Annotated in this window: 21 protein-coding genes; 11 read left to right on the top strand and 10 right to left on the bottom strand. The window is 70.0% G+C overall.

The genetic code is table 11. The features are described from left to right. Nucleotides 1-53 precede the first annotated feature (53 nt). Nucleotides 54-932 (bottom strand): GNAT family N-acetyltransferase, encoded by an 879-nt coding sequence (locus SHK19_RS14115; RefSeq protein WP_322936595.1) that lies wholly within the window; start codon nt 930-932, stop codon nt 54-56. A 34-nt stretch (nt 933-966) separates the two neighbouring features. Here SHK19_RS14115 and SHK19_RS14110 point away from each other — a divergent pair, with 34 nt between their 5' ends. The 3 genes from SHK19_RS14110 to erpA all read left to right on the top strand — a co-directional run bounded on the left by SHK19_RS14110 (nt 967) and on the right by erpA (nt 3,745). After that, complete coding sequence (locus SHK19_RS14110; protein WP_322455619.1) at nt 967-2,052, top strand: glycerate kinase family protein; 1,086 nt, start codon at nt 967-969, stop codon at nt 2,050-2,052. Between the two features lie 52 nt (nt 2,053-2,104). Then, on the top strand, nt 2,105-3,208 hold the full coding sequence (locus tag SHK19_RS14105; protein WP_322936594.1) for an NAD(P)-dependent alcohol dehydrogenase: 1,104 nt from the start codon (nt 2,105-2,107) through the stop codon (nt 3,206-3,208). A gap of 198 nt (nt 3,209-3,406) precedes the next feature. Beyond that, nucleotides 3,407-3,745: an iron-sulfur cluster insertion protein ErpA gene (gene erpA, locus SHK19_RS14100; protein ID WP_322455617.1), complete on the top strand. Its 339-nt coding sequence runs from the start codon at nt 3,407-3,409 to the stop codon at nt 3,743-3,745. A 56-nt stretch (nt 3,746-3,801) separates the two neighbouring features. Here erpA and SHK19_RS14095 read toward each other — a convergent pair whose 3' ends face one another. Beyond that, nucleotides 3,802-4,014, bottom strand: a complete 213-nt coding sequence (locus SHK19_RS14095) for a hypothetical protein (RefSeq protein ID WP_322455616.1) — start codon at nt 4,012-4,014, stop codon at nt 3,802-3,804. Nucleotides 4,015-4,135: 121 nt separating this feature from the next. Here SHK19_RS14095 and SHK19_RS14090 point away from each other — a divergent pair, with 121 nt between their 5' ends. Next, nucleotides 4,136-5,065, top strand: coding sequence for a carbohydrate kinase family protein (locus SHK19_RS14090; protein WP_322455836.1), 930 nt, complete (start codon nt 4,136-4,138; stop codon nt 5,063-5,065). A 120-nt stretch (nt 5,066-5,185) separates the two neighbouring features. On the opposite strand, the gene SHK19_RS14085 is transcribed toward SHK19_RS14090, so the two are convergent. Both SHK19_RS14085 and SHK19_RS14080 read right to left on the bottom strand, forming a co-directional pair. Next, nucleotides 5,186-5,413: a sulfurtransferase TusA family protein gene (locus tag SHK19_RS14085; protein ID WP_322936593.1), complete on the bottom strand. Its 228-nt coding sequence runs from the start codon at nt 5,411-5,413 to the stop codon at nt 5,186-5,188. A gap of 8 nt (nt 5,414-5,421) precedes the next feature. After that, entirely contained in the window at nt 5,422-6,606 is a 1,185-nt protein-coding gene (locus SHK19_RS14080; RefSeq protein WP_322936592.1) for a cysteine desulfurase family protein, read from the bottom strand. 117 nt (nt 6,607-6,723) lie between these two features. Here SHK19_RS14080 and ctaC point away from each other — a divergent pair, with 117 nt between their 5' ends. From ctaC to SHK19_RS14060, 4 genes are all read left to right on the top strand, one after another. Next, a complete protein-coding gene (ctaC, locus tag SHK19_RS14075) occupies nt 6,724-7,614 on the top strand; it encodes an aa3-type cytochrome oxidase subunit II (protein ID WP_322455613.1) in 891 nt (296 codons plus the stop codon). Further along, nucleotides 7,611-9,404, top strand: a complete 1,794-nt coding sequence (gene ctaD / locus SHK19_RS14070) for an aa3-type cytochrome oxidase subunit I (protein WP_449867049.1) — start codon at nt 7,611-7,613, stop codon at nt 9,402-9,404. The genes ctaC and ctaD overlap by 4 nt, the downstream gene beginning before the upstream one ends. Continuing rightward, nucleotides 9,404-9,844 carry a cytochrome c oxidase subunit 4 gene (locus SHK19_RS14065; RefSeq protein ID WP_322455590.1) on the top strand — a complete coding sequence of 147 codons (441 nt, stop codon included), beginning with the start codon at nt 9,404-9,406 and terminating at the stop codon, nt 9,842-9,844. The genes ctaD and SHK19_RS14065 overlap by 1 nt, the downstream gene beginning before the upstream one ends. A 133-nt stretch (nt 9,845-9,977) precedes the next feature. Further along, complete coding sequence (locus tag SHK19_RS14060; RefSeq protein ID WP_322936591.1) at nt 9,978-11,204, top strand: L,D-transpeptidase; 1,227 nt, start codon at nt 9,978-9,980, stop codon at nt 11,202-11,204. Between the two features lie 26 nt (nt 11,205-11,230). Here the strand turns inward: SHK19_RS14060 and arfB are convergent, their stop codons facing one another. The 5 genes from arfB to ctaE form a co-directional block, all read right to left on the bottom strand. Then, nucleotides 11,231-11,686, bottom strand: a complete 456-nt coding sequence (gene arfB / locus SHK19_RS14055; RefSeq protein WP_322455588.1) for an alternative ribosome rescue aminoacyl-tRNA hydrolase ArfB — start codon at nt 11,684-11,686, stop codon at nt 11,231-11,233. A gap of 6 nt (nt 11,687-11,692) precedes the next feature. Beyond that, complete coding sequence (qcrB, locus tag SHK19_RS14050; protein ID WP_322936590.1) at nt 11,693-13,423, bottom strand: cytochrome bc1 complex cytochrome b subunit; 1,731 nt, start codon at nt 13,421-13,423, stop codon at nt 11,693-11,695. Beyond that, entirely contained in the window at nt 13,410-14,543 is a 1,134-nt protein-coding gene (qcrA, locus tag SHK19_RS14045) for a cytochrome bc1 complex Rieske iron-sulfur subunit (RefSeq protein WP_322938695.1), read from the bottom strand. The genes qcrB and qcrA overlap by 14 nt, the downstream gene beginning before the upstream one ends. Before the next feature lie 17 nt (nt 14,544-14,560). Further along, the gene (gene qcrC, locus SHK19_RS14040; RefSeq protein WP_322455586.1) at nt 14,561-15,436 is read right to left on the bottom strand and encodes a cytochrome bc1 complex diheme cytochrome c subunit; all 876 of its coding nucleotides are present in this window, start codon (nt 15,434-15,436) and stop codon (nt 14,561-14,563) included. 76 nt (nt 15,437-15,512) lie between these two features. After that, a complete protein-coding gene (gene ctaE / locus SHK19_RS14035; RefSeq protein ID WP_438862034.1) occupies nt 15,513-16,157 on the bottom strand; it encodes an aa3-type cytochrome oxidase subunit III in 645 nt (214 codons plus the stop codon). A gap of 85 nt (nt 16,158-16,242) precedes the next feature. On the opposite strand from ctaE, the gene SHK19_RS14030 reads away from it, so the two are divergent. Genes SHK19_RS14030 through trpD form a run of 3 tightly spaced genes read left to right on the top strand, consistent with a single transcriptional unit; the run spans nt 16,243 to nt 18,585 of the window. Then, a complete protein-coding gene (locus SHK19_RS14030; RefSeq protein ID WP_322936589.1) occupies nt 16,243-17,115 on the top strand; it encodes a cytochrome c oxidase assembly protein in 873 nt (290 codons plus the stop codon). A gap of 1 nt (nt 17,116) precedes the next feature. Then, nucleotides 17,117-17,542, top strand: coding sequence for an Rv3143 family two-component system response regulator (locus SHK19_RS14025; RefSeq protein ID WP_405030507.1), 426 nt, complete (start codon nt 17,117-17,119; stop codon nt 17,540-17,542). After that, nucleotides 17,542-18,585, top strand: coding sequence for an anthranilate phosphoribosyltransferase (gene trpD / locus SHK19_RS14020; RefSeq protein WP_322936588.1), 1,044 nt, complete (start codon nt 17,542-17,544; stop codon nt 18,583-18,585). The genes SHK19_RS14025 and trpD overlap by 1 nt, the downstream gene beginning before the upstream one ends. On the opposite strand, the gene SHK19_RS14015 is transcribed toward trpD, so the two are convergent. Further along, nucleotides 18,582-19,247, bottom strand: a complete 666-nt coding sequence (locus SHK19_RS14015) for a hypothetical protein (RefSeq protein ID WP_322455582.1) — start codon at nt 19,245-19,247, stop codon at nt 18,582-18,584. The two genes, trpD and SHK19_RS14015, sit on opposite strands and share 4 nt — an antisense overlap. Between the last annotated feature and the right edge of the window lie 45 nt (nt 19,248-19,292).

Genomic DNA, 19,292 nt, shown 5'->3' with positions numbered 1-19,292 from the left:
TCGAATCCTATTCCGCGCCCGGGCGGGCGCCGATTCGTGGCGGGGGTCCGGATCTACAGCAGGGCACCGTTGTGAACGTACGGCGCGGGTGGCGCCATTCCGCGGACCCCGAGATATCCCGACTGGGCCAGCTCCAGGCCGGCGGTGAGCGCGACGTCGATCGCCCACTGGTTCGCCGCTGTCACATGCGGCACCAGGTACTCCGGACCCGCATCCGCCAGGCACGTCCAGAGCAGCGCCCGCGCGGTGGCCTCGTCGGTCGCCGCCAGTACGGCGAGGCGGGTGCCGTCGGTGTAGGCGAAACCGCGTCCCGTCGCCGTCTCGGCCACGAGCGGCCGGGCCAGCTCGGCCAGCCCTGCGTGGTCGGGGCCGTGTCCGCCACCGCGGATGTCCCGGGCGACCCGGTCCATCAACGGTACGTCGTCGGGCCTGCCTTCCCTGACCCCGGCGACGGTCTCCAGCCGCTGCCGGTCGACGGTGCCGCGCAGGAGCATCTGCGGATGCAGGTCGAACCCCGACCTCCAGTAGCGCCGCACCGCCCGGGGGTCGACCGAGGCGGACAGCAACCCCGCCGAGCAGGCGGCGCCGTACCCCTCGGCTGCCTCCAGCAGCCGGCGGCCGATCCCGGCTCCCTGCAGCCCGGGCCGGACGGCGTACGTCGCCAGGCACCAGACCCGCTCGCGGACGAACGACGTGGCGAAGCCCACCGTGCCCGACCCGTCCTCGGCGACCCAGCAGCCGCCGGGGTCGTGCTCGAGGAACCGACGGGTGCGCGAGATCCAGGTCGCGGAGTGCTCCGGCGTCCTCCGCTGCGGAGCGGGCCAGTCGCGAGGGGTCGTCCGCTGGTCGAGCTCGAAGAACGCCTCGTCGCTGAGCTGCTCCGCGACCGGCACGTCGTCGGCGACCATCGGGCGGATCTCGACGTCGCGCATGGCCGGAGCCTAGGAGTCCGCAAGGATGAGCCGCATGCGGATATTGGTGGCGCCGGACAAGTTCGCCGGGACACTGAGCGCGGTCGAGGCGGCGGAGGCGATCGCCGAGGGATGGCGGCGGCAGGCGCCCGGCGACGAGATCGACCTGGCGCCGATGTCCGACGGCGGCCCGGGGTTCGTCGACGTGCTCAACGCGGCGCTCGGGGGTGAGCTGCTCGTCGAGTCGGTGGCGGGCCCGTTCGGCGACACGGTGCCCGCGACCGTGCTGATCGTCGGGGACACGGCCTACATCGAGAGCGCGCAGGCGTGCGGGGTCCACCTGACCGGTGGCGAGCGGGCTGAGCACGCCGGCACCGCCGGCGTGGGCGAGCTTATCGCCGCGGCGATCGATGCGGGCGCCCGCGCCGTGGTGGTCGGCCTGGGTGGGAGCGGCACGAACGACGCAGGTGCCGGAATGCTGGGTGCGCTGGGCGCCGCGGCCGACGTACCCCTGGACAAGGGAGCGTCCGGCGTCAATGGAGCGCGACACGTCGACCTCGAGCCCGCCCGCCGTCGTACGACGGCGGCCCGCCTGGTCGCCGCCACCGACGTCGACAGTCCGCTGACCGGGCTGTTCGGGGCGACGCGGACCTTCGGGGCCCAGAAGGGGATCGCGGAGGAGCGGATGCCCTTCGTCGACGGCCTCCTGGAGAGCTTCGCCGCCATCACCGACTTCCGGACCTCGTTGGAGAAGGGCGCGGGCGCGGCCGGCGGGCTCGGTTTCGGCCTGTTCCTCCTCGGCGCGGAGCGGCAGGCCGGGATCGAGCTGGTCGCGCGGGCCGTCGGCCTCGCCGACCGCGCCCGGCAGGCGGACCTGGTCATCACCGGTGAAGGCGCCTTCGACTTCAGCAGCCGCGCCGGGAAGGTCCCGGCAGGCGTGGCCGCCGTCGCCTCGGAAGCGCTGCGGCCCTGCATCGCGCTGGCCGGCCAGGTGCTCGTCGGATCGCGCGAGACGCGCGCGCTCGGAATGGACGCGGCGTACTCGATCGTCGACCTCGTGGGCGAGGAGGAGGCGTTCCGCGACCCGGGAGGAGCGTTGGCGCTGCTGACCGAGCGGGTGGCCCGGACCTGGTCCGACTAGGCGCCGCACGAGCTTGCCAACCGGAAACGAGAACCTGTTCTAGATTGAGCCCGTGCAGACCACTGTCGCGCTCGCGAGCGCTCCGTTCACACCCGGCTCGCACGAGTACGGGTTCGAGTTCACCGAGGTCGAGATCGACGACCCGCGGCCCGACGAGGTGCTGGTGCGGGTGGTGGCGACGGGTCTCTGCCACACCGACCTGACCGTCCCGGCGATGCTGCCGGCGGAGATGTTCCCGACGGTCATGGGTCACGAGGGCACCGGCGTGGTCGAGGCGGTCGGCTCCGAGGTGCGGGGGATCGAGGTCGGCGACCACGTCGTCATGAGCTTCCGGTCCTGCCGAGCGTGCGGGCCCTGCCGGGCCGGCGACGTCGGCTACTGCGAGCAGGCGCTCCTGCTCAACTACATGGGGATGCGTGCGGACGGCTCGACGACGATGCGCCGCGGAGAGGAGCCGGTCTTCGGGTCGTTCTTCGGCCAGTCCAGCTTCGCCCGGCACGCGCTGGCGTACGCCGACAACTGCGTGGTCGTGCCTCAGGACCTCGATCTCGCGCTCCTGGCGCCCTTCGGCTGCGGTTTCCAGACCGGGGCGGGCACGGTGCTCAACGTGCTGCGCCCGGCCCCGGAGGAGAGCCTGGTCGTGTTCGGCGCCGGTGCCGTCGGCCTCGCCGCCATCGCTGCGGCGCGCGGCGCCGGGGTGGGGACCGTGATCGCCGTCGATCCGGTGGCCGCCCGGCGCCGGCTGGCGGAGGGGTACGGCGCCACGGTGCTCGAACCCGGCTCGGAGGTGGCCGAGCGGGTCAAGGAGCTGACCGGCGGCGGGGCGTCGTACGCCATCGACACCACGGCGCTGGCGCCCGTCGTGCAGCAGGCGCAGCACGCGCTCCGCTCCCGCGGGACGCTGGTCGCGCTCGGGCTCGGCGCGCCGGAGTACCCGATCGACGCGATCGACCTGCTGCAGTCGGGGAAGATCGTCCGGTCCTCGGTCGAGGGAGACGCCGATCCGCTGCAGATGGTCCCCGAGCTCATCCGCAGGCGCGCCGCGGGCACCTTCGACGTCGACCAGCTCGTGACGACGTACCCCTTCGAGCGGATCGCGGACGCGATCGCGGACACGACCGCGGGCAAGGTGGTGAAGGCCGTCCTCACCTGGTGACCGCGCCGACGTGGGGAATAACCCCAGGTGTGCGACCATTGGAACTGTCGACCCACGACCTACTTAGCCCGAGATTTGTCTGGAGTAAGCATGAGCGACCAGTGCGGATGCGGCGGCCACGGACAGAGCCACAGCCACGGTTCTGACACAGCCACTGCGACGAGCACGGCGACCGCGACGGTTGCCGCCCCTGTGAAGGTGGACCGTCGTGAGGACCAGATCAACCTGAGCCCGGTCGCAGCGGCCAAGGTCAAGAGCCTGCTCGAGCAGGAGGGCCGCGACGACCTGTCGCTGCGGATCTCCGTGCAGCCCGGTGGTTGCAGCGGTCTGCGCTACCAGCTCTTCTTCGACGAGCGCAGCCTCGACGGTGACGTCGTGACCGACTTCGACGGCGTCGCTGTCGTCGTCGACCGGATGAGCGTCCCCTACCTCAACGGTGCGGTGATCGACTTCGTCGACTCCATCGAGAAGCAGGGCTTCACCATCGACAACCCCAACGCGACCGGCTCCTGCGCCTGTGGAGACTCCTTCCACTGAGCCCGAGCATGACGAACGCCCCTGCCGGATCGGCAGGGGCGTTCGTCGTTCGGGCGTCAGTCGAGGTGCAGGTGCAGCGCGTTGGCCAGCCGCTGGGCAGCCTCGGAGATCTGGATGTCCCTCTTGGGGATCTCACGGGGGAACTCGTCGTAGTGGATGCTCGGCGGGGCCTCGGTGACCTTCCGCGCGGCGCGCGCCAGCCGGCTGTTGACCGCTTCGCAATCGGCCCGCAGCTGGGCAGGGGTCTCGATCTCCTCGTAAGGGGTCATGTCGTCGACGCTAGGGCCTACTGACAGGTAGACCCAGCGGTACCGGCCGGTAGTGTTCCGTGTCGTGACTGCTGCCACCGGCTCCCTGCTCATCGCGGGCTCCATCGCCACCGACCACCTGATGACGTTCGAGGGCAGGTTCTCCGACTCGCTCGTCGTCGAACAGCTCGACAAGCTCTCGGTGAGCTTCCTCGTCAACGACCTCGAGGTACGGCGGGGCGGCTGCGCGGGCAACATCTCGTTCGGGCTCGGCGTCCTGGGCGTGCGGCCGGTGCTCGTCGGTGCCGTCGGCGAGGACTTCGCGGACTACCGGTCGTGGCTCGAGCGGCACGGCGTCGACTGCGACCACATCCACGTGTCGCCGACCCGGCACACCGCCCGGTTCGTGTGCACCAACGACTCCACGCACGCGCAGATCGCCTCGTTCTACCCGGGCGCGATGAGCGAGTCGCGCGAGATCGAGCTCAAGCCGATCGTCGACACGGTCGGCGAGCCGGCGTACGTCCTGATCGGGCCCGACGACCCCGAGGGCATGCTCCGCCACACCGAGGAGTGCCGCCAGCGCGGCTACAAGTTCGTCGCCGACCCGTCGCAGCAGCTCGCGTTCGGCGACGGCGACCTGATCCGGCAGCTGATCGACGGCGCCGACATCCTGGTGACCAACGAGTACGAGTCCCACATCGTCGAGAAGAAGACCGGCTGGACCGCCGCCGACATCCGGGCCCGGGTCGGCCTGCACGTGACCACGCTCGGGGCGGACGGCGTGCGCATCGTCGGCACGGACCAGCACCTGATCGAGGTGCCGGCGTGCAAGGACGTCACGCCCGTCGAGCCGACCGGTGTCGGCGACGCGTTCCGCGCGGGGTTCCTCGCCGCGCTCGGGTGGGGACTCGCGCTCGAGCGTGCGGCACAGGTGGGCTGCGTTCTCGCGGCGTACGTCGTCGAGACCGTCGGCCCCCAGGAGTACGCGTTCACTCCCGCCGAGTTCGTCGAGCGGCTCCGGTCGTCCTACGGCGACGAGGCGGCCGACGAGGTCGCGAAGCAGTTTTGATGCGCGAGCGTGTCGCATATCGTGCGGCACCGCCCGGACCATCGCTGCGCTCGGCCCAGGGGCGCCACACGATGCGGGCTTCGCCCGCTGTGCGCCACGCTGCCGCTCGTCAGCTGACGCTCAGCTTGTCCTGCGCACGACGTAACGGGCGACCCCGTCGGCGGTGAGCTCCTCGCCGACGTACTCCTGGCCGCGCATCCGGCACCACGCCGCCACGTCGTGCCGGGCGGCCGGGTCGTCGGCGACGACCGCCAGCAGCTCCCCGACGGCGACGGAGGGGAGTGCCTTGGCGAGCTCGATGATCGGCCGCGGACAGACCTGCCCCCGGCAGTCAAGCTCGTGCGACACCGGGCCGCTCATCCGGGGTCCCCGCGGCGTTGTTCGTCGGAGGAGCGCAGCGGGGGAGACGGAGAACGTCGTGGGGTGGTCAAGCCGATCCCGGCGCGGATGTCGGTGACCACGTCGACGAGGGCGGCGCAGAACGCCTCGACCTCGTCGTCGGTGGTGTCACGGCGGAGCGAGACCCGCACGTTGCCGTGCGTCAGCGCGCCCATCGCCGCCAGCACGTGGCTCGGCTCGAGCGTCGACGCCGTGCAGGCGGAGCCGCTGGCCACGCCGAAGCCGCGGCGGTCGAGTCCTGCCACCAGCTCGTCGCCGCTCGCGTAGAGCACGGAGAACGTCACCAGGTGGGGGAGCCGGTCGACCGGGTCGCCGACGACCTCGGTGTCGGGGAGGGAGCCGGCACACGCCCGGATCCGCTCGACCTGGCGGTGCTGGCGGCCCGCGGTCTCGTCGCGCTCGGACAGCACCGCCTGCAGCGCGGCGGCCGCGGCGAGCGCCGCCGGCACCGCCGACTCGCCGCCGAGGTGGTCGATGCCGTCGTCGCCGGGGAACGGCGTGGTCCAGCGGGCGGATCGACGTACGACGAGCACGCCGACGCCCCCCGGACCACCCCACTTGTGGGCGGACGCTGCCAGCGCCGTCCACCGCGCGGGCAACGGGAGCCGCCCGACCGACGCCGCGGCATCGACGAACAGGGGGACGTCGTCGGGCAGGTCCAGTGCGTCGACCGGCTGGACCGTGCCGACCTCCTGGTTGGCCGCCTGCAGGGCGACGACCGCGACGCCGGGCTGTCGGGCGGCGGCGGCCATCGCGTCGAGGTCGACCCTGCCGGTGGCGTCGACCGCGATCGACGCGTGGGCGGGGGAGGGTTGCCACGTGACGGCGTGCAGGACCGACGAGTGCTCGACCGCACCGTGCACCACACCGTCGCCGGAGCGGGCCCGGACCAGGCCGAGCAGCCCGCGGTGGACCGCGTCGGTGCCGGACGCAGTGAAGCCCACCTCGTCGGCGTGCACCCCCAGGCACTCCGCGACCACGGCACGGGCGTTGTCGAGCAGCAGTCGGGCGTCGCGGCCGGCCCCGTGCAGGCGGCGCGGGTCGGCGTAGCCGCGCTCCAGGGCGGCGATCAGGGTCTCGCGCGCAGCGGGGTGCAGGGGCTCCGCCGACGCCGTGTCGAGGTAGCCGCGGGCACTGGTCACGCTCCCTAATCTAGGCGGCCGTCTGGACGCCGCCATGTTTCAGACCCTGTGCTCTCAGGACGGCCTGGTTCCGATAGTGTTCTCAGGAGTTGTGATCGTCGAGAGGAAGGCTCGTTCGTGGGCTTGAGGCACCCCGAGCGCACGGGTGGATCGGCCCGGCGCCTGCGCCGCGCGGCCGGGCTGGCCGGCGTCGTCGTCGTACTCGCGCTGGCGCTGACCGGATGCTCGGACGACACCGAGGCGGGCCGGCTCGGCATGCCCGAGATCGTGACCGAGCAGGGGCAGGACAACCTGCACCTGTGGCAGGGCGCTTGGATCGCCGCGCTCGCGACCGGAGTCGTCACCTGGGCGTTCATCCTCGGCGCCGCCTGGTACTTCCGGCGCCGCAATGACGACGAGATCCCGGTCCAGACGCGCTATAACCTGCCGGTCGAGATCTTCTACACGATCTTCCCCATCATCATGGTCGTCGTGTTCTTCGCGCACACGGTGCGGGTGCAGAACACCATGCTCGAGATGGACCCCGAGCCGGACGTGACGGTGACCGTCGTCGGCCAGAAGTGGCAGTGGACCTTCAACTACCCCGACTCGGTCGACACGCCCGACGGCACCAACGTCTGGGTCTCCGGCACCGGCAGCGACATGCCCACCCTGGTGCTCCCGGTCGACAGCACCATCCAGTTCGACCTCTACAGCCCCGACGTGATCCACGACTTCGGCGTCCCGGCGTTCGCCATGCGGATGGACGTGATGCCCGGTCGTGACAACGCCTTCCAGGTGACGACCACCGAGACCGGCGAGTTCAAGGGCAAGTGCTACGAGCTGTGCGGCACCTACCACTCGCGGATGCTGTTCGACGTGCGGGTCGTGTCGCAGGACGAGTACGACGCCTACCTGGACGAACTGGCATCGGACCCCGACCACGTGAGCGAGGAGCCGATCGTCGGCGGGTCCTACGCCTACACGCCTGTCCTCGAGGACCTCAACGACCAGGGAGGGGACGAGTGACCGCCACCGTCGCCCGGTCCGCCGAGCTCACCGAGCGCAAGCCGCTCGGCCAGTTGCTGGTGCGGGTCATGACCACGACCGATCACAAGGTGATCGGCAACCTCTACTTCGTCACCGCCATGGCGTGGTTCATGGCGGGCGGCATCATGGCCCTCCTCATCCGCTCCGAGCTGGCCTACCCGGGCAGCCAGGTGGTGAACGAGGAGACCTACAACCAGCTGTTCACGATGCACGGCACGATCATGCTGCTGCTGTTCGCGACGCCGCTGTTCTTCGCGTTCGGCAACGCGATCATGCCGCTTCAGATCGGCGCTCCGGACGTCGCGTTCCCGCGGCTGAACATGTTCAGCTACTGGCTCTACCTGTTCGGCGGCCTGATCGCCGGAGCCGGCTTCCTGACGCCGGACGGCGCGGCGTCGTTCGGCTGGTTCGCCTACACGCCGCTGTCGGACTCGGTCAACAGCCCCGGAGTCGGCGGAGACCTGTGGGTGATGGGCCTGTGGATGGCGGGTCTGGGCACCATCCTCGGTGCGGTCAACTTCATCACCACGATCATCTGCATGCGCGCACCGGGGATGACGATGTTCCGGATGTCGATCTTCACCTGGACGGTGCTGATCACCAGCCTGCTGGTGCTGATCGCGTTCCCGGTGCTCGCCGGCGCGTTGCTCTCGCTCGAGGCGGACCGGCAGCTCGGTGCCCATGTGTTCGACCCGTCCCACGGCGGGGCGATCTTGTGGCAGCACCTGTTCTGGTTCTTCGGGCATCCCGAGGTCTACATCATCGCGCTGCCGTTCTTCGGCATCATCTCCGAGATCCTGCCGGTCTTCAGCCGCAAGCCGATCTTCGGCTACATCGGCCTGGTCGGCGCGACGATGGGGATCGCGATCCTCTCGGTCGCGGTGTGGGCGCACCACATGTTCGTCACCGGTGCGGTCAACCTGCCGTTCTTCTCCGGCATGTCGTTCCTGATCGCGGTCCCGACGGGGGTGAAGTTCTTCAACTGGATCGGCACCATGTGGGGCGGGTCGGTGCGGATGGACACCCCGATGCTGTGGTCCATCGGGTTCCTCACGACGTTCCTGTTCGGTGGCCTGACCGGCATCATCCTGGCCAGCCCGCCGCTGGACTTCCACGTGTCCGACTCCTACTTCGTGGTGGCGCACTTCCACTACACGGTGTTCGGCACGGTCGTGTTCGCCATGTTCGCCGGCTTCTACTTCTGGTGGCCGAAGCTGACCGGCAAGATGCTCGACGAACGGCTCGGCAAGATCCACTTCTGGTTGCTGTTCATCGGCTTCCACACCACGTTCCTCATCCAGCACTGGCTGGGCATCGAGGGCATGCCGCGGCGCTATGCCGACTACCTCGGCGACGACGGGTTCACCGTCCTCAACCAGGTGTCGACCATCGGTGCGTTCATCCTCGCGTCCTCGATGCTGCCGTTCTTCTACAACGTCTGGATCACCCGCAAGACCCCGGTGGTCGGCGTCGACGACCCGTGGGGTTGGGGGCGCTCGCTGGAGTGGGCCACCAGCTGCCCGCCGCCGCGCCACAACTTCGCCAGCCTCCCGCGGATCCGCTCGGAGTCGCCGGCGTTCGACCTGCACCATCCCGAGATCGCCGCGATCGAGCTCGATGCCAACCCGAAGGAAGGGACCGACGAGGCCGCCGATGCTCCGGACTCGCGCGGACTCCGGGAGCACCTCGCCCAGCAGCAGGCCCAGAAGGACGCCGGCGACCCCAAGAGCCACAGCTACAAGCACGACGAGACGGAGGGTGAGGTCTGATGAAGGTCGAGGCCTGGCTCTTCGGCATCACCACCATCTTCCTGGTGCTGGTGACACCGGCGTACTGGTTGATCACCGACGCGGCCACCGACTGCAACGCCGACCCGGGCGTCTCCTGCGCCGACTGGACCGGCACCTCCGCGCTCGTGATGACCACGCTGCTGACCGCGATGGTCACCCTCTACCTCGGCTTCCACGCCCGGCGGATGGATGCCCGTCCGGAGGACCGGATCGACGGCGAGATCGCCGACGGCGCCGGTGAGCTCGGGTTCTTCCCGCCGTACTCCTGGTGGCCGTTCTGGTGCGCCTGCACGCTCGGCATCATCGTGCTGGCCACGGCGATGACCCAGTGGTGGATGGTGGTCCTCGGCGCGGCTCTCGGCGTGCTGACGCTCTCCGGCTGGATCTTCGAGTACTACCGCGGAGAACACGCGCACTAGCTGGTCCGGCACAGGTTGCATCGGCGGCGCGTGAGATAGGCAACGCCGCGGATGGCGTTTGTTGGTGGGGCCTCGGGTTACTCTTTTCTGGCGGCGTCGTGCCGCTCGATCCCGGAAGAGAGACACCAGCCGCATGCATGCCCTGCCGTTCCGCGCCCGCCGCAGCCGTCCCGCGACCCGTCGTGGACTCGCAGCGCTGGTCGCCGCCGCCGTGCTGGTGAGCGGGTGCAGCGCCGCCGACGATGCGCTGTCCTCGGCAGGTGTCGGCGACGACACCGACGAGGAGACGACGGCGCCCCCGGCCGCGAAGCCGGTCATCAAGACCAGTGTCAAGAAGGGCGCGACCAACGTCCCGGTCGACACCGAGCTCCAGGTCGACGCGAAGGACGCCTCGCTGAAGAAGGTCACCGTCACCTACGGCGACGGCACGCTCGACGGCACGCTCGCCGACAACGGCACCCGCTGGACCGCTGCGGACCGGCTCGAGCCGGGGATGACCTACACCGTGAAGTCGGTCGGCCGGAGCGCAGACGGCGAGACCGTGCGGACCACGTCGAGCTTCACCACCGAGGCGCTGACGCTCGACCAGCAGACCTACCCGTCGGTGGCGCCGCTCGACGGTGAGACCGTCGGGGTCGGCATGCCCGTCGTCGTCACGTTCGACATCCCGGTCACCAACAAGGCGGCTTTCGAGCGCCACATGCACGTGACCACCAACCCGGGCCAGCCGGGCACCTGGCACTGGGTCAGCGACACCGAGGTCCACTACCGGCCGAAGAAGTACTGGCAGGCCGGCACCGACGTCACCGTCGACATCGACGTCAACGGCGTCGACGCCGGCGGCGGGATCTACGGCCAGGAGGACCGTCGGCTCACCTTCAGCATCGGCGACGCCCACGTCTACAAGGTCAACGCGCAGACCCACCAGATGGACGTCTACTCCAACGGCACGCTGCTCCGGACCATCCCGATCACGACCGGCGAACAGCCCGCGTTCACGACGCGCTCGGGCGTCAAGGTGATCATGGAGAAGTTCGAGTCCAAGCGGATGAACTCCGAGACCGTCGGCATCACCGGCTCCGAGGCCTACGACATCGACAACGTGCAGTGGGCGATGCGGGTGACCAACTCCGGCGAGTTCATCCACGCCGCGCCGTGGTCGGTGGGCTCACAGGGCTCCGCCAACGTGTCCCACGGCTGCACCGGCATGAGCACCGAGGACGCCGCCTGGCTCTACGCGATGACCCTGCGCGGCGACGTGGTCGAGTACACCGGCACCGACCGGCCGATGGAGCCCGACAACGGCTACGGCGACTGGAACATCGCCTGGTCGGACTACAAGGCCAGCTCCGCGCTCTAGACCCCCAGCCGGGGCCGACCCCCCGCTCACTCGTCGCGGACGGGGCCCCGCAGCGTCTTGGTGCGTCCGCGCTGCTTCTTCTCCTCGACGCGCCTGCGCTGGGAGGCGCGGCTCGGCTTCGTTTTTCGGCGGGGTGGCGGCGGCGGTGCCACCGCCTCCCGCAGCAGGGCGACCAGGCGCTCGCGGGCGGCGATGCGGTTGCGCAGCTGGGAGCGGTGCTCCGACGCCACGACCGAGACGTGCCCCCGCGTCATCGCGTCGGCCAGGTGGCGGACCAGACGAGCCCGCTGGGCGTCCGTGAAAGCGGTGGAGCTGCCCGGGGCGAAGAGCAGCTCGACACGGGTGTCGCTGGTGTTCACCGCCTGACCGCCCGGGCCGGGAGAGCGTGAGAAGCGCTCGACCAGCTCGCCCGCCGGGATGGTCGCACCGGACGGCAGCCCCGGGCCAGGCGGCACCGGGAGGTCCTGGCCGGGCTCGGCCATACCGGGTCATTGGTCCGAGGTCGGGCCGTGCTTGTTGGGACCGGTGGAGATCTGGTGCTCCAGCTCGTGCAGCTCGTGCTCGGAGTGGTGCTGAGCCTCGTGCAGCTCCTCGGCGGTCGGCTTCTGCACGTTGTCGGCGAACATGAGGACCGACAGCCGGCTGCGCACCTTGTTCATCACCGCCGCGCGCCTGCCGCCGGGAGCGGCCACCCCCGACTCGTCGGCCGCACCGTTGGAGGAGTAGACCTCCTCCCGGTCGCGAGCGGTGAGCACGTAGGCGTCGGCCTCGCTGATCGGCAGGTGTTTCTCGGCGTACCCGCCGTCGGGGGAGCGGACGATGACGCCTGTCTCGTAGCCGTGCAGCAGCTTGGCCTCGTCATGCCGCTGGAGCGAGATGCACCAGCGGCGCGTGATGATGAAGGCGATGATCGGTCCGATGATCACGGCGCCGCGCAGGAAGTACGTGATCTGGTTGATGCTCAGGTTCAGCTTGATCGCGATGATGTCGTTGCCGCCCGCGGCCCAGGAGAGGCCGTAGAAGGTGATCAGCGCGGCCATGATCGCCGTGCGGGTCGGTGCGTTGCGCGGCCGTTGGAGCAGGTGGTGCTCGCGCTTGTCGCCGGTGATCCACGACTCCAGGAACGGCAGCACCATCAGCACCATCAGCAGCAGCGGAGGTGCGATGAGGATCGGCAGCATGATGTTCCACGACACCGTGAAGCCCCAGAGATGGGTCTCCCATGCCGGGATGATCCGGAGCAGGCCGTCGGGCCAACCCATGTACCAGTCGGGCTGTGAGCCGGCGGTCACCTTGGACGGATCGTAAGGACCGTACTTCCACACCGGGTTGAGCGTGAACAGACCGCCGAGGAGCGCGGTCATGCCGAACACGATGAAGAAGAAGCCGCCCGCCTTGGCCATGTAGATCGGCAGCAGCGGGGGACCGACGACGTTGTCCTCCGTCTTGCCGGGACCGGGCCACTGCGTGTGCTTGTGGTAGACGACCAGGATCAGGTGGGCCGTGATCAGCGCCAGCAGGATCCCGGGGATCAGCAGGATGTGGATGGCGTAGAAGCGGGGGATGATCTGGTCGCCCGGGAACTCTCCGCCGAACAGGAAGAACGACATGTAGGTGCCGATGACGGGGCTGGCCTTCATGAAGCCGTCCGCGGCCCTGACGCCGGTGCCCGACAGCAGGTCGTCGGGGAGCGAGTAGCCGGTGAAGCCCTCGATGGTGCCGAGGAGCAGCAGCAGGCAGCCGATGAGCCAGTTGATCTCGCGCGGCTTGCGGAACGCGCCGGTGAGGTAGACGCGGAGCAGGTGGATCATCATCGCCGCGATGAAGATCATCGCGGCCCAGTGGTGCATCTGCCGCATGAGCAGGCCACCGCGGACGTCGAAGGAGATCTCCAGCGTCGAGGCCATCGCCCGCGACATGTGGACGCCGCGCAGCGGGTCGTAGGACCCGTTGTACTGGACCTCGGCCATGCTCGGGTCGAACCACAGGGTCAGGAACACGCCGGTCAGCAGCAGGACGACGAAGCTCCACAGCGCGATCTCGCCGAGCATGAAGGACCAGTGGTCGGGGAAGACCTTGCGCAGCGACAGGCCCTTGGTGGCCTTGGCGAGGCCGAGCCGGTCGTCGGCCCAGGTGGCGACCGCTCCGGCTCGCTTGGCGCCCTTGCTGGGCGTGGCCGGCTCGGTGCCGTTCGTCGACGCGACGTCAGCGCTCTTCATAGTCCCGCTCCCAGAAGCTAGGTCCGACCGGTTCAGTGAAGTCGCTCTGCGCGACGAGGTACCCCTGGTCGTCGATCTCGATCGGCAGCTGCGGCAGCGGCCGGCCCGCCGGGCCGAAGATGACGTTGCCGGAGTCCGTCATGTCGAACGTCGACTGGTGGCACGGGCAGAGCAGGTGGTGGGTGGTGCGCTCGTTGAGCGAGATCGGGCACCCCACATGCGTGCAGATCTTGGAGTAGGCCACGATCCCGTTGACGGACCAGTCCTCGCGGCCCTTGCCCGGCTTGATGTCCTCGGGCTCCATCCGCAGCAGGATCAGCGAGGCCTTGCTCTTGTGGGTCTGGAGGGCAGCGCCCTCGACCTCTGCGTGCGGCACGTAGTAGCGCTCGGGGTTGAACAGCACCTCGGGCTGGGCGTTGACGAGGTCACCGATCTCCAGGTCCGAGGCGAGGATCGGGGTGCCGATGGCGTCGCGTGAGATCCGCATCTTCGGGACCTCGACCTCGACCTCCTCGCCGTCCTCGATGACCGTGATCTTGCGGCCGCCCTGGCCCCAGATCGTGTGGTACAGCTTGTCGCCGGGCAGCGGGCCGAGGTCGCGGAGCAGGATCACCGCGGGCACGCCGAGCAGCGCGAGGGAGCCGAGGGCCGACCTGACGATCAGCGGTCGGCGGGCGATGCCCGTCTCCTCGTACCCGGTCCTGAGGTCGTCGAGCGTGCGCTGCCGGTCGGCCTCCCCGGAGTAGGCCGGATGACGCATCTCGACCAGCTCGTCGTCGCCCATCAGCTTGCGCGACCAGTGGATGATCGCGATGCCGATGAAGAGGAGCGAGAGGCCGAGCGTGCCGCCGAGCGCGACGGTGGAGGCACCCAGGCCGCCGACGACGTGCCAGTTGTCGCCGACGTCGAAGGTGAAGTAGGAGACGGCGAACAGGATCGTGCAGATCGCCGAGAGGCCGAAGAACCCCGCGACCTGGCGCTCCGCGCGCTTCTCCTTCGCCGGGTCGACGTCGGTCGGGCGGGGGAGGTGCTCCGGCACGCCCGGGTTGGCGATCGGCTCGTCAGGGACGAGCGCGCCCCCGTGGCCGCCGTGGCCGTCGCTGTGGTCGACCGGCTCGATGTTGCCGTGAGAGTCGGTCACGCGTCAGCCCCGTCCTTCTTCTTGCTCGTGCGGGTCGTCTGGGCGGCGATCCACACCGCGAAGGCGACCAGGCCACCCATCCCCACCAGCCACGCGATCAGGCCCTCGCTCACCGGTCCGAGACCGCCGAGGGTGAGACCGCCGTAGTCCGGCTGGTCGTTGAGCGTGTCCAGGTAGGCGATGACGGCCTTCTTGTCGTCCGGCGGGATGTTGCCGTCCGAGAAGGTGTCCATCGACTGCGGGCCGGTGAGCATCGCCTCGTAGACGTGCTTCGGGTCGACCCCGCGGATCTTGGGGGCGTAGCCGCCGCGGGGCATGGCGCCGCCGGAGCCCTCGAAGTTGTGGCAGGCCGTGCAGTTGGCGAGGAAGATCTGGCCGCCGCGGACGACGTACTCCTCGTACTCCTCGTCGGAGAGGGTGGCCGGGTCGTACAGCTCCCGGTCCGGGATCGCCGGGCCGGTGCCGAGGCTGGCGACGTAGGCCGCGAGCGCTTTGATCTCGTCGTCGGTGTAGACGACCTCCTTGCGGGGCGCCTGGTTGCCCGGGTTGGCCATCGGCATCCGGCCGGTGCCGACCTGGAAGTCGACCGCGGCCGCGCCGACGTCGGTGAGCGCCGGGCCGTACTGGTCGCCGCCCTGGGTGAGCACGCCTTCGCCGTTCTGGCCGTGGCAGAACGCACAGCCGACGATGAAGAGCTCGCGGCCCTCCTGGACCAGCTCGTCCTGGCTCTGGGTGGAGTCGGCCTGCGCGGGCGCGAGGACGGCGTACAGCCCGCCCATCATGAGCAGCCCCAGCAGGAGCACGACGAGGCCGGCGATCGGTCCGCGACGATGCCGCGACAGGCGGCCGGCGGAGCGGTTCAGGAGGCGCACATTCAGTCCTTGCAGGTCAGGGACGGACGGGTCCGGCAATCAGTCTTCGTCGGTGACGTCGCTGCTGTCACGGCGATCACTTCACGAGGTAGATCGTCGCGAACAGACCGATCCACACCACGTCGACGAAGTGCCAGTAGTAGGACACGACGATCGCGCTGACCGCCTGCTCATGGGTGAACCGCTTGGCGATGTAGGTCCGGCCGAGGACGAACAGGAACGCGATCAGGCCGCCGGTCACGTGGAGGCCGTGGAAGCCGGTCGTCAGGTAGAACATCGTGCCGTAGGCGTCGTGCGGGATGGTGACGCCCTCGTGGATCAGCTCGGCGTACTCCAGCGCCTGGCCGCCGATGAATATGGCGCCCATGATGTAGGTGAGGATGAACCACTCGCGCAGCCCCCACTCGCCGATCTTGAGCAGGGAGCCCTTGCGGCCGACCTGACCGCGCTCGGCGGCGAACACACCCAGCTGGCAGGTGAGCGACGACAGCACCAGGATCGTGGTGTTGATCGAGGCGAACGGCACATTCAGCAGGTCGGTGTTCTCGGCCCACATGTCGGGGCTCACCGACCGGATCGTGAAGTACGACGCGAACAGGGCCGCGAAGAACATCAGCTCGCTCGAGAGCCAGATGATGGTGCCGACGGCGACCATGCTGGGTCGGTCGTGCTGGCCGTGCAGTCGCGAGGCCGGGAGAGATGCCGTTGCTGTGGTCGCCACGGGGTCATTATGTCGATAGCGGGCGCTGACGTCTCCTCGACCCCCAGTAATCGGACGGGGTGTCGCGGGGTCGTACCGTCGAGGCGTGGACCCGCTCTCCTGGGCGACCCTCGTGACCGAGTGGAGCCTCGCGCCGTTGCCGCTCGTGGTGACGGTGTGGGCCGTGGGGTTCTACGCCCTGGGCGTGCGGGCGCTGCACCGGCGCGGGGACCGGTGGCCGGTCGGTCGGTCGGTCGCCTGGGGGGCCGGCATGCTGGCCTTCTACCTGGTGACGTCGTCCGGGATCGCCGCCTACGACACCGTGCTGCTGAGCGTGCACATGGCCCAGCACATGGTGCTGTCGATGGTGGTGCCCCTGTCGCTCGCGCTGGGTGCGCCGGTGACCCTGGCGCTGCGGACCCTGCCGAAGGCGCCCCGCAGGTGGCTGCTCGCCGTGCTCCACTCGCGCGTCGCGAAGGTGCTGACCTTCCCCCCGCTGACGTTCCTCCTGTACGTCGTCTCGCCGTGGGCGCTCTACTTCACCGGCTGGTACGACGCCTCGCTGTCCAACGCCTACGTGCACGAGCTGATGCACGTGCACCTGGTGGTGGTCGGCGCCCTGTTCTTCTGGCCGATCGTGGGGGTCGATCCACTGCCCGGGCGGGTCGCCTACCCGTTCCGGGTGCTGCTGACCGTGCTCACGCTGCCGTTCCACGCCTTCCTGGGCGTCACGATCATGGGACAGAGCGCGCTCCTCGGCGGCGACCACTACCCGTCGCTGCACGACGGCCCGATGGGGGCGTGGCTGCCGGATCCGCGGGCCGACCAGGAGCTGGCCGGCGGGATCCTCTGGGGCGCGGGCGACCTGGTCGGCATCGTGTTCTTCGTCGTGCTGTTCGTGCAGTGGGTGCGGGCCTCCGCGAAGGAGGCCGAGCGCGAGGACCGACGCCTGGACCGGCTGGAAGCACGATCCGAGTAACATCCCGCACGTGACGGACACCCATGCAGTCAAGGGGGCACTCAAGGTCCTCGTCTACAGCGACGACGTCCACACCCGCGAGCAGGTGATCCTGGCGCTGGGGCGTCGGCCCCACCCGGACCTGCCCGAGGTGGAGTACGTCGAGGTCGCGACCGAGCCGGTGGTGATCCAGAACATGGACGCCGGTCACATCGACCTCGCGATCCTCGACGGCGAGGCGGTACCGGCCGGCGGGATGGGCATCGCGAAGCAGCTCAAGGACGAGATCTACCAGTGCCCGCCGCTCGTGGTGCTGACCGGACGCCCGCAGGACGCGTGGCTCGCGACCTGGTCTCGCGCCGATGCCGCCGTGCCGCATCCGATCGACCCCGTCCAGCTCGCCGAGGCCGTCATCTCGCTGCTGCGGTCGCGGGTCCCAGCAGCCTGATGAATGATCCCGCCACCGGTCACACCTGGCCGGAGGTCCTCAGCGCGCTGGTCGCCGGCACCGAGCTGACCTCCGCACAGGTCGCCTGGGCGACCGGCGAGATCCTCGCGGGCGAGGCCACCGACGCCCAGATCGCGGGCTTCGCGGTCGCCCTGCGCGCCAAGGGCGAGACGGTCGCCGAGGTCACCGGCCTGGTCGACGCGATGTACGCCGCCGCGACCCCGATCGAGGTCGGCGGCCGGCTGCTCGACGTGGTGGGCACCGGGGGCGACCGCTCGATGTCGGTCAACATCTCGACGATGGCCGCGATCGTGGCCGCCGGCGCGGGAGCCAAGGTGGTCAAGCACGGCAACGTGTCGGCCAGCTCGCAGTCGGGGTCGGCGGACGTGCTGCGGGTGCTCGGGATCCGGCTCGACCTGCCCGCCGAGCGGGTGGCGGCGGTGGCCGAGGAGGCCGGCATCACGTTCTGCTTCGCCAAGACGTTCCACCCTGCCCTCCGGTTCGCCGGTCCGGCGCGCAGCGAGCTCGGGATCGGCACGACGTTCAACATGCTCGGCCCGCTCACAAACCCGGCCCACGCGCAGGCGCGGGCGGTCGGGTGCGCGGACCCGCGGGTAGCTCCCGTCATGGCGGGGGTGCTCGCGGCTCGCGGTGTCGACGCCTGGGTCTTCCGCGGCGACGACGGGCTCGACGAGCTCACGACCACCACGACCTCCGCGGTCTGGGTGGTCCACGACGGCGAGGTCACCACCACGTCGGTCGACCCGGCCGCGCTCGGTCTCCCGCACGTCGACAGGGCCGCGCTGCGCGGCGGTGACGCCGAGCACAACGCGGACGTCGTACGCCGCCTGCTGGCGGGGGAGACCGGCGCGGTGCGCGACGCCGTGCTGCTCAACGCGGGAGCGGCACTGGCCGTCTACGACGCACCTGGCACCGACGTGCACGAGGCGCTCGTCGCGGGTATCGCCCGCGCGGCCCAGGCGATCGACTCGGGCGCCGCCCGCGCGGCGCTGGACCGCTGGGTGGCCGCCGCCTCGGCCTAGCTACCGGCAGCCACGCCTTCGGGCTGGTCGAGGTCGAGGACGAAGCTCCGACCCTCCGCCCGGAAGCCGATCCGGTCGTAGTAGGGGGACACGATCTCCGGTGAGGTCACGACCTGCCGGTAGCCGCGGCTCCGGAGCAGGTCGCTGCGCCGCCAGACGAACTCGCCCGGGGTGAAGTCGCGGTACTTCGGCGTGACGTAGTCGAGGCGCACCCGTGCGACCTCGCCGTCCCTCTCGACGACGACGACCCCGACCGTCTCGTCACCCTTCGCGATGACGAATGCCTCCTGCCCGGGCAGGGCCCGCCCCGCGAACGTCGGCTGGTGCTGCTGGATGTCGCCGGCGTGGGTGTCGAGCACGTGACGGAGGTACTGGTCGTCCAGACCGACCTCGATCACCTCGAACGACGCGGCGTCGTGCCGCTGCCGCCGCAGCCGCAGGATGAACCACAGGTTGATCGCGCTGGTCACCGCGTTGAGGGCCACCATCGGCCACACACCGAGGATCGCGTTGAAGGCGATCAGCACGCCTCCGGCGACGAGGTTCAGGGTGCGGAACCGGAGCACGCGCTGCTGGAGCAGCGAGTAGACGAGCAGTGCGCTCCCGCCCCAGCCGAGCGCGTCGACCCAGTGGTCGGCCAGCCAGTCGAGGAGGTTCTTCACCCAGTGATTTTACGCCGGTTGGGACGTCGTACTCGAATCGTCGAC

Origin of the sequence: Nocardioides bizhenqiangii (assembly GCF_034661235.1) — a bacterium.
In the GTDB taxonomy this organism is placed as follows: domain Bacteria; phylum Actinomycetota; class Actinomycetes; order Propionibacteriales; family Nocardioidaceae; genus Nocardioides; species Nocardioides bizhenqiangii.
Note: the sequence above shows the minus strand (reverse complement) of the source record. Positions and strands in the feature narration are given on the sequence as shown.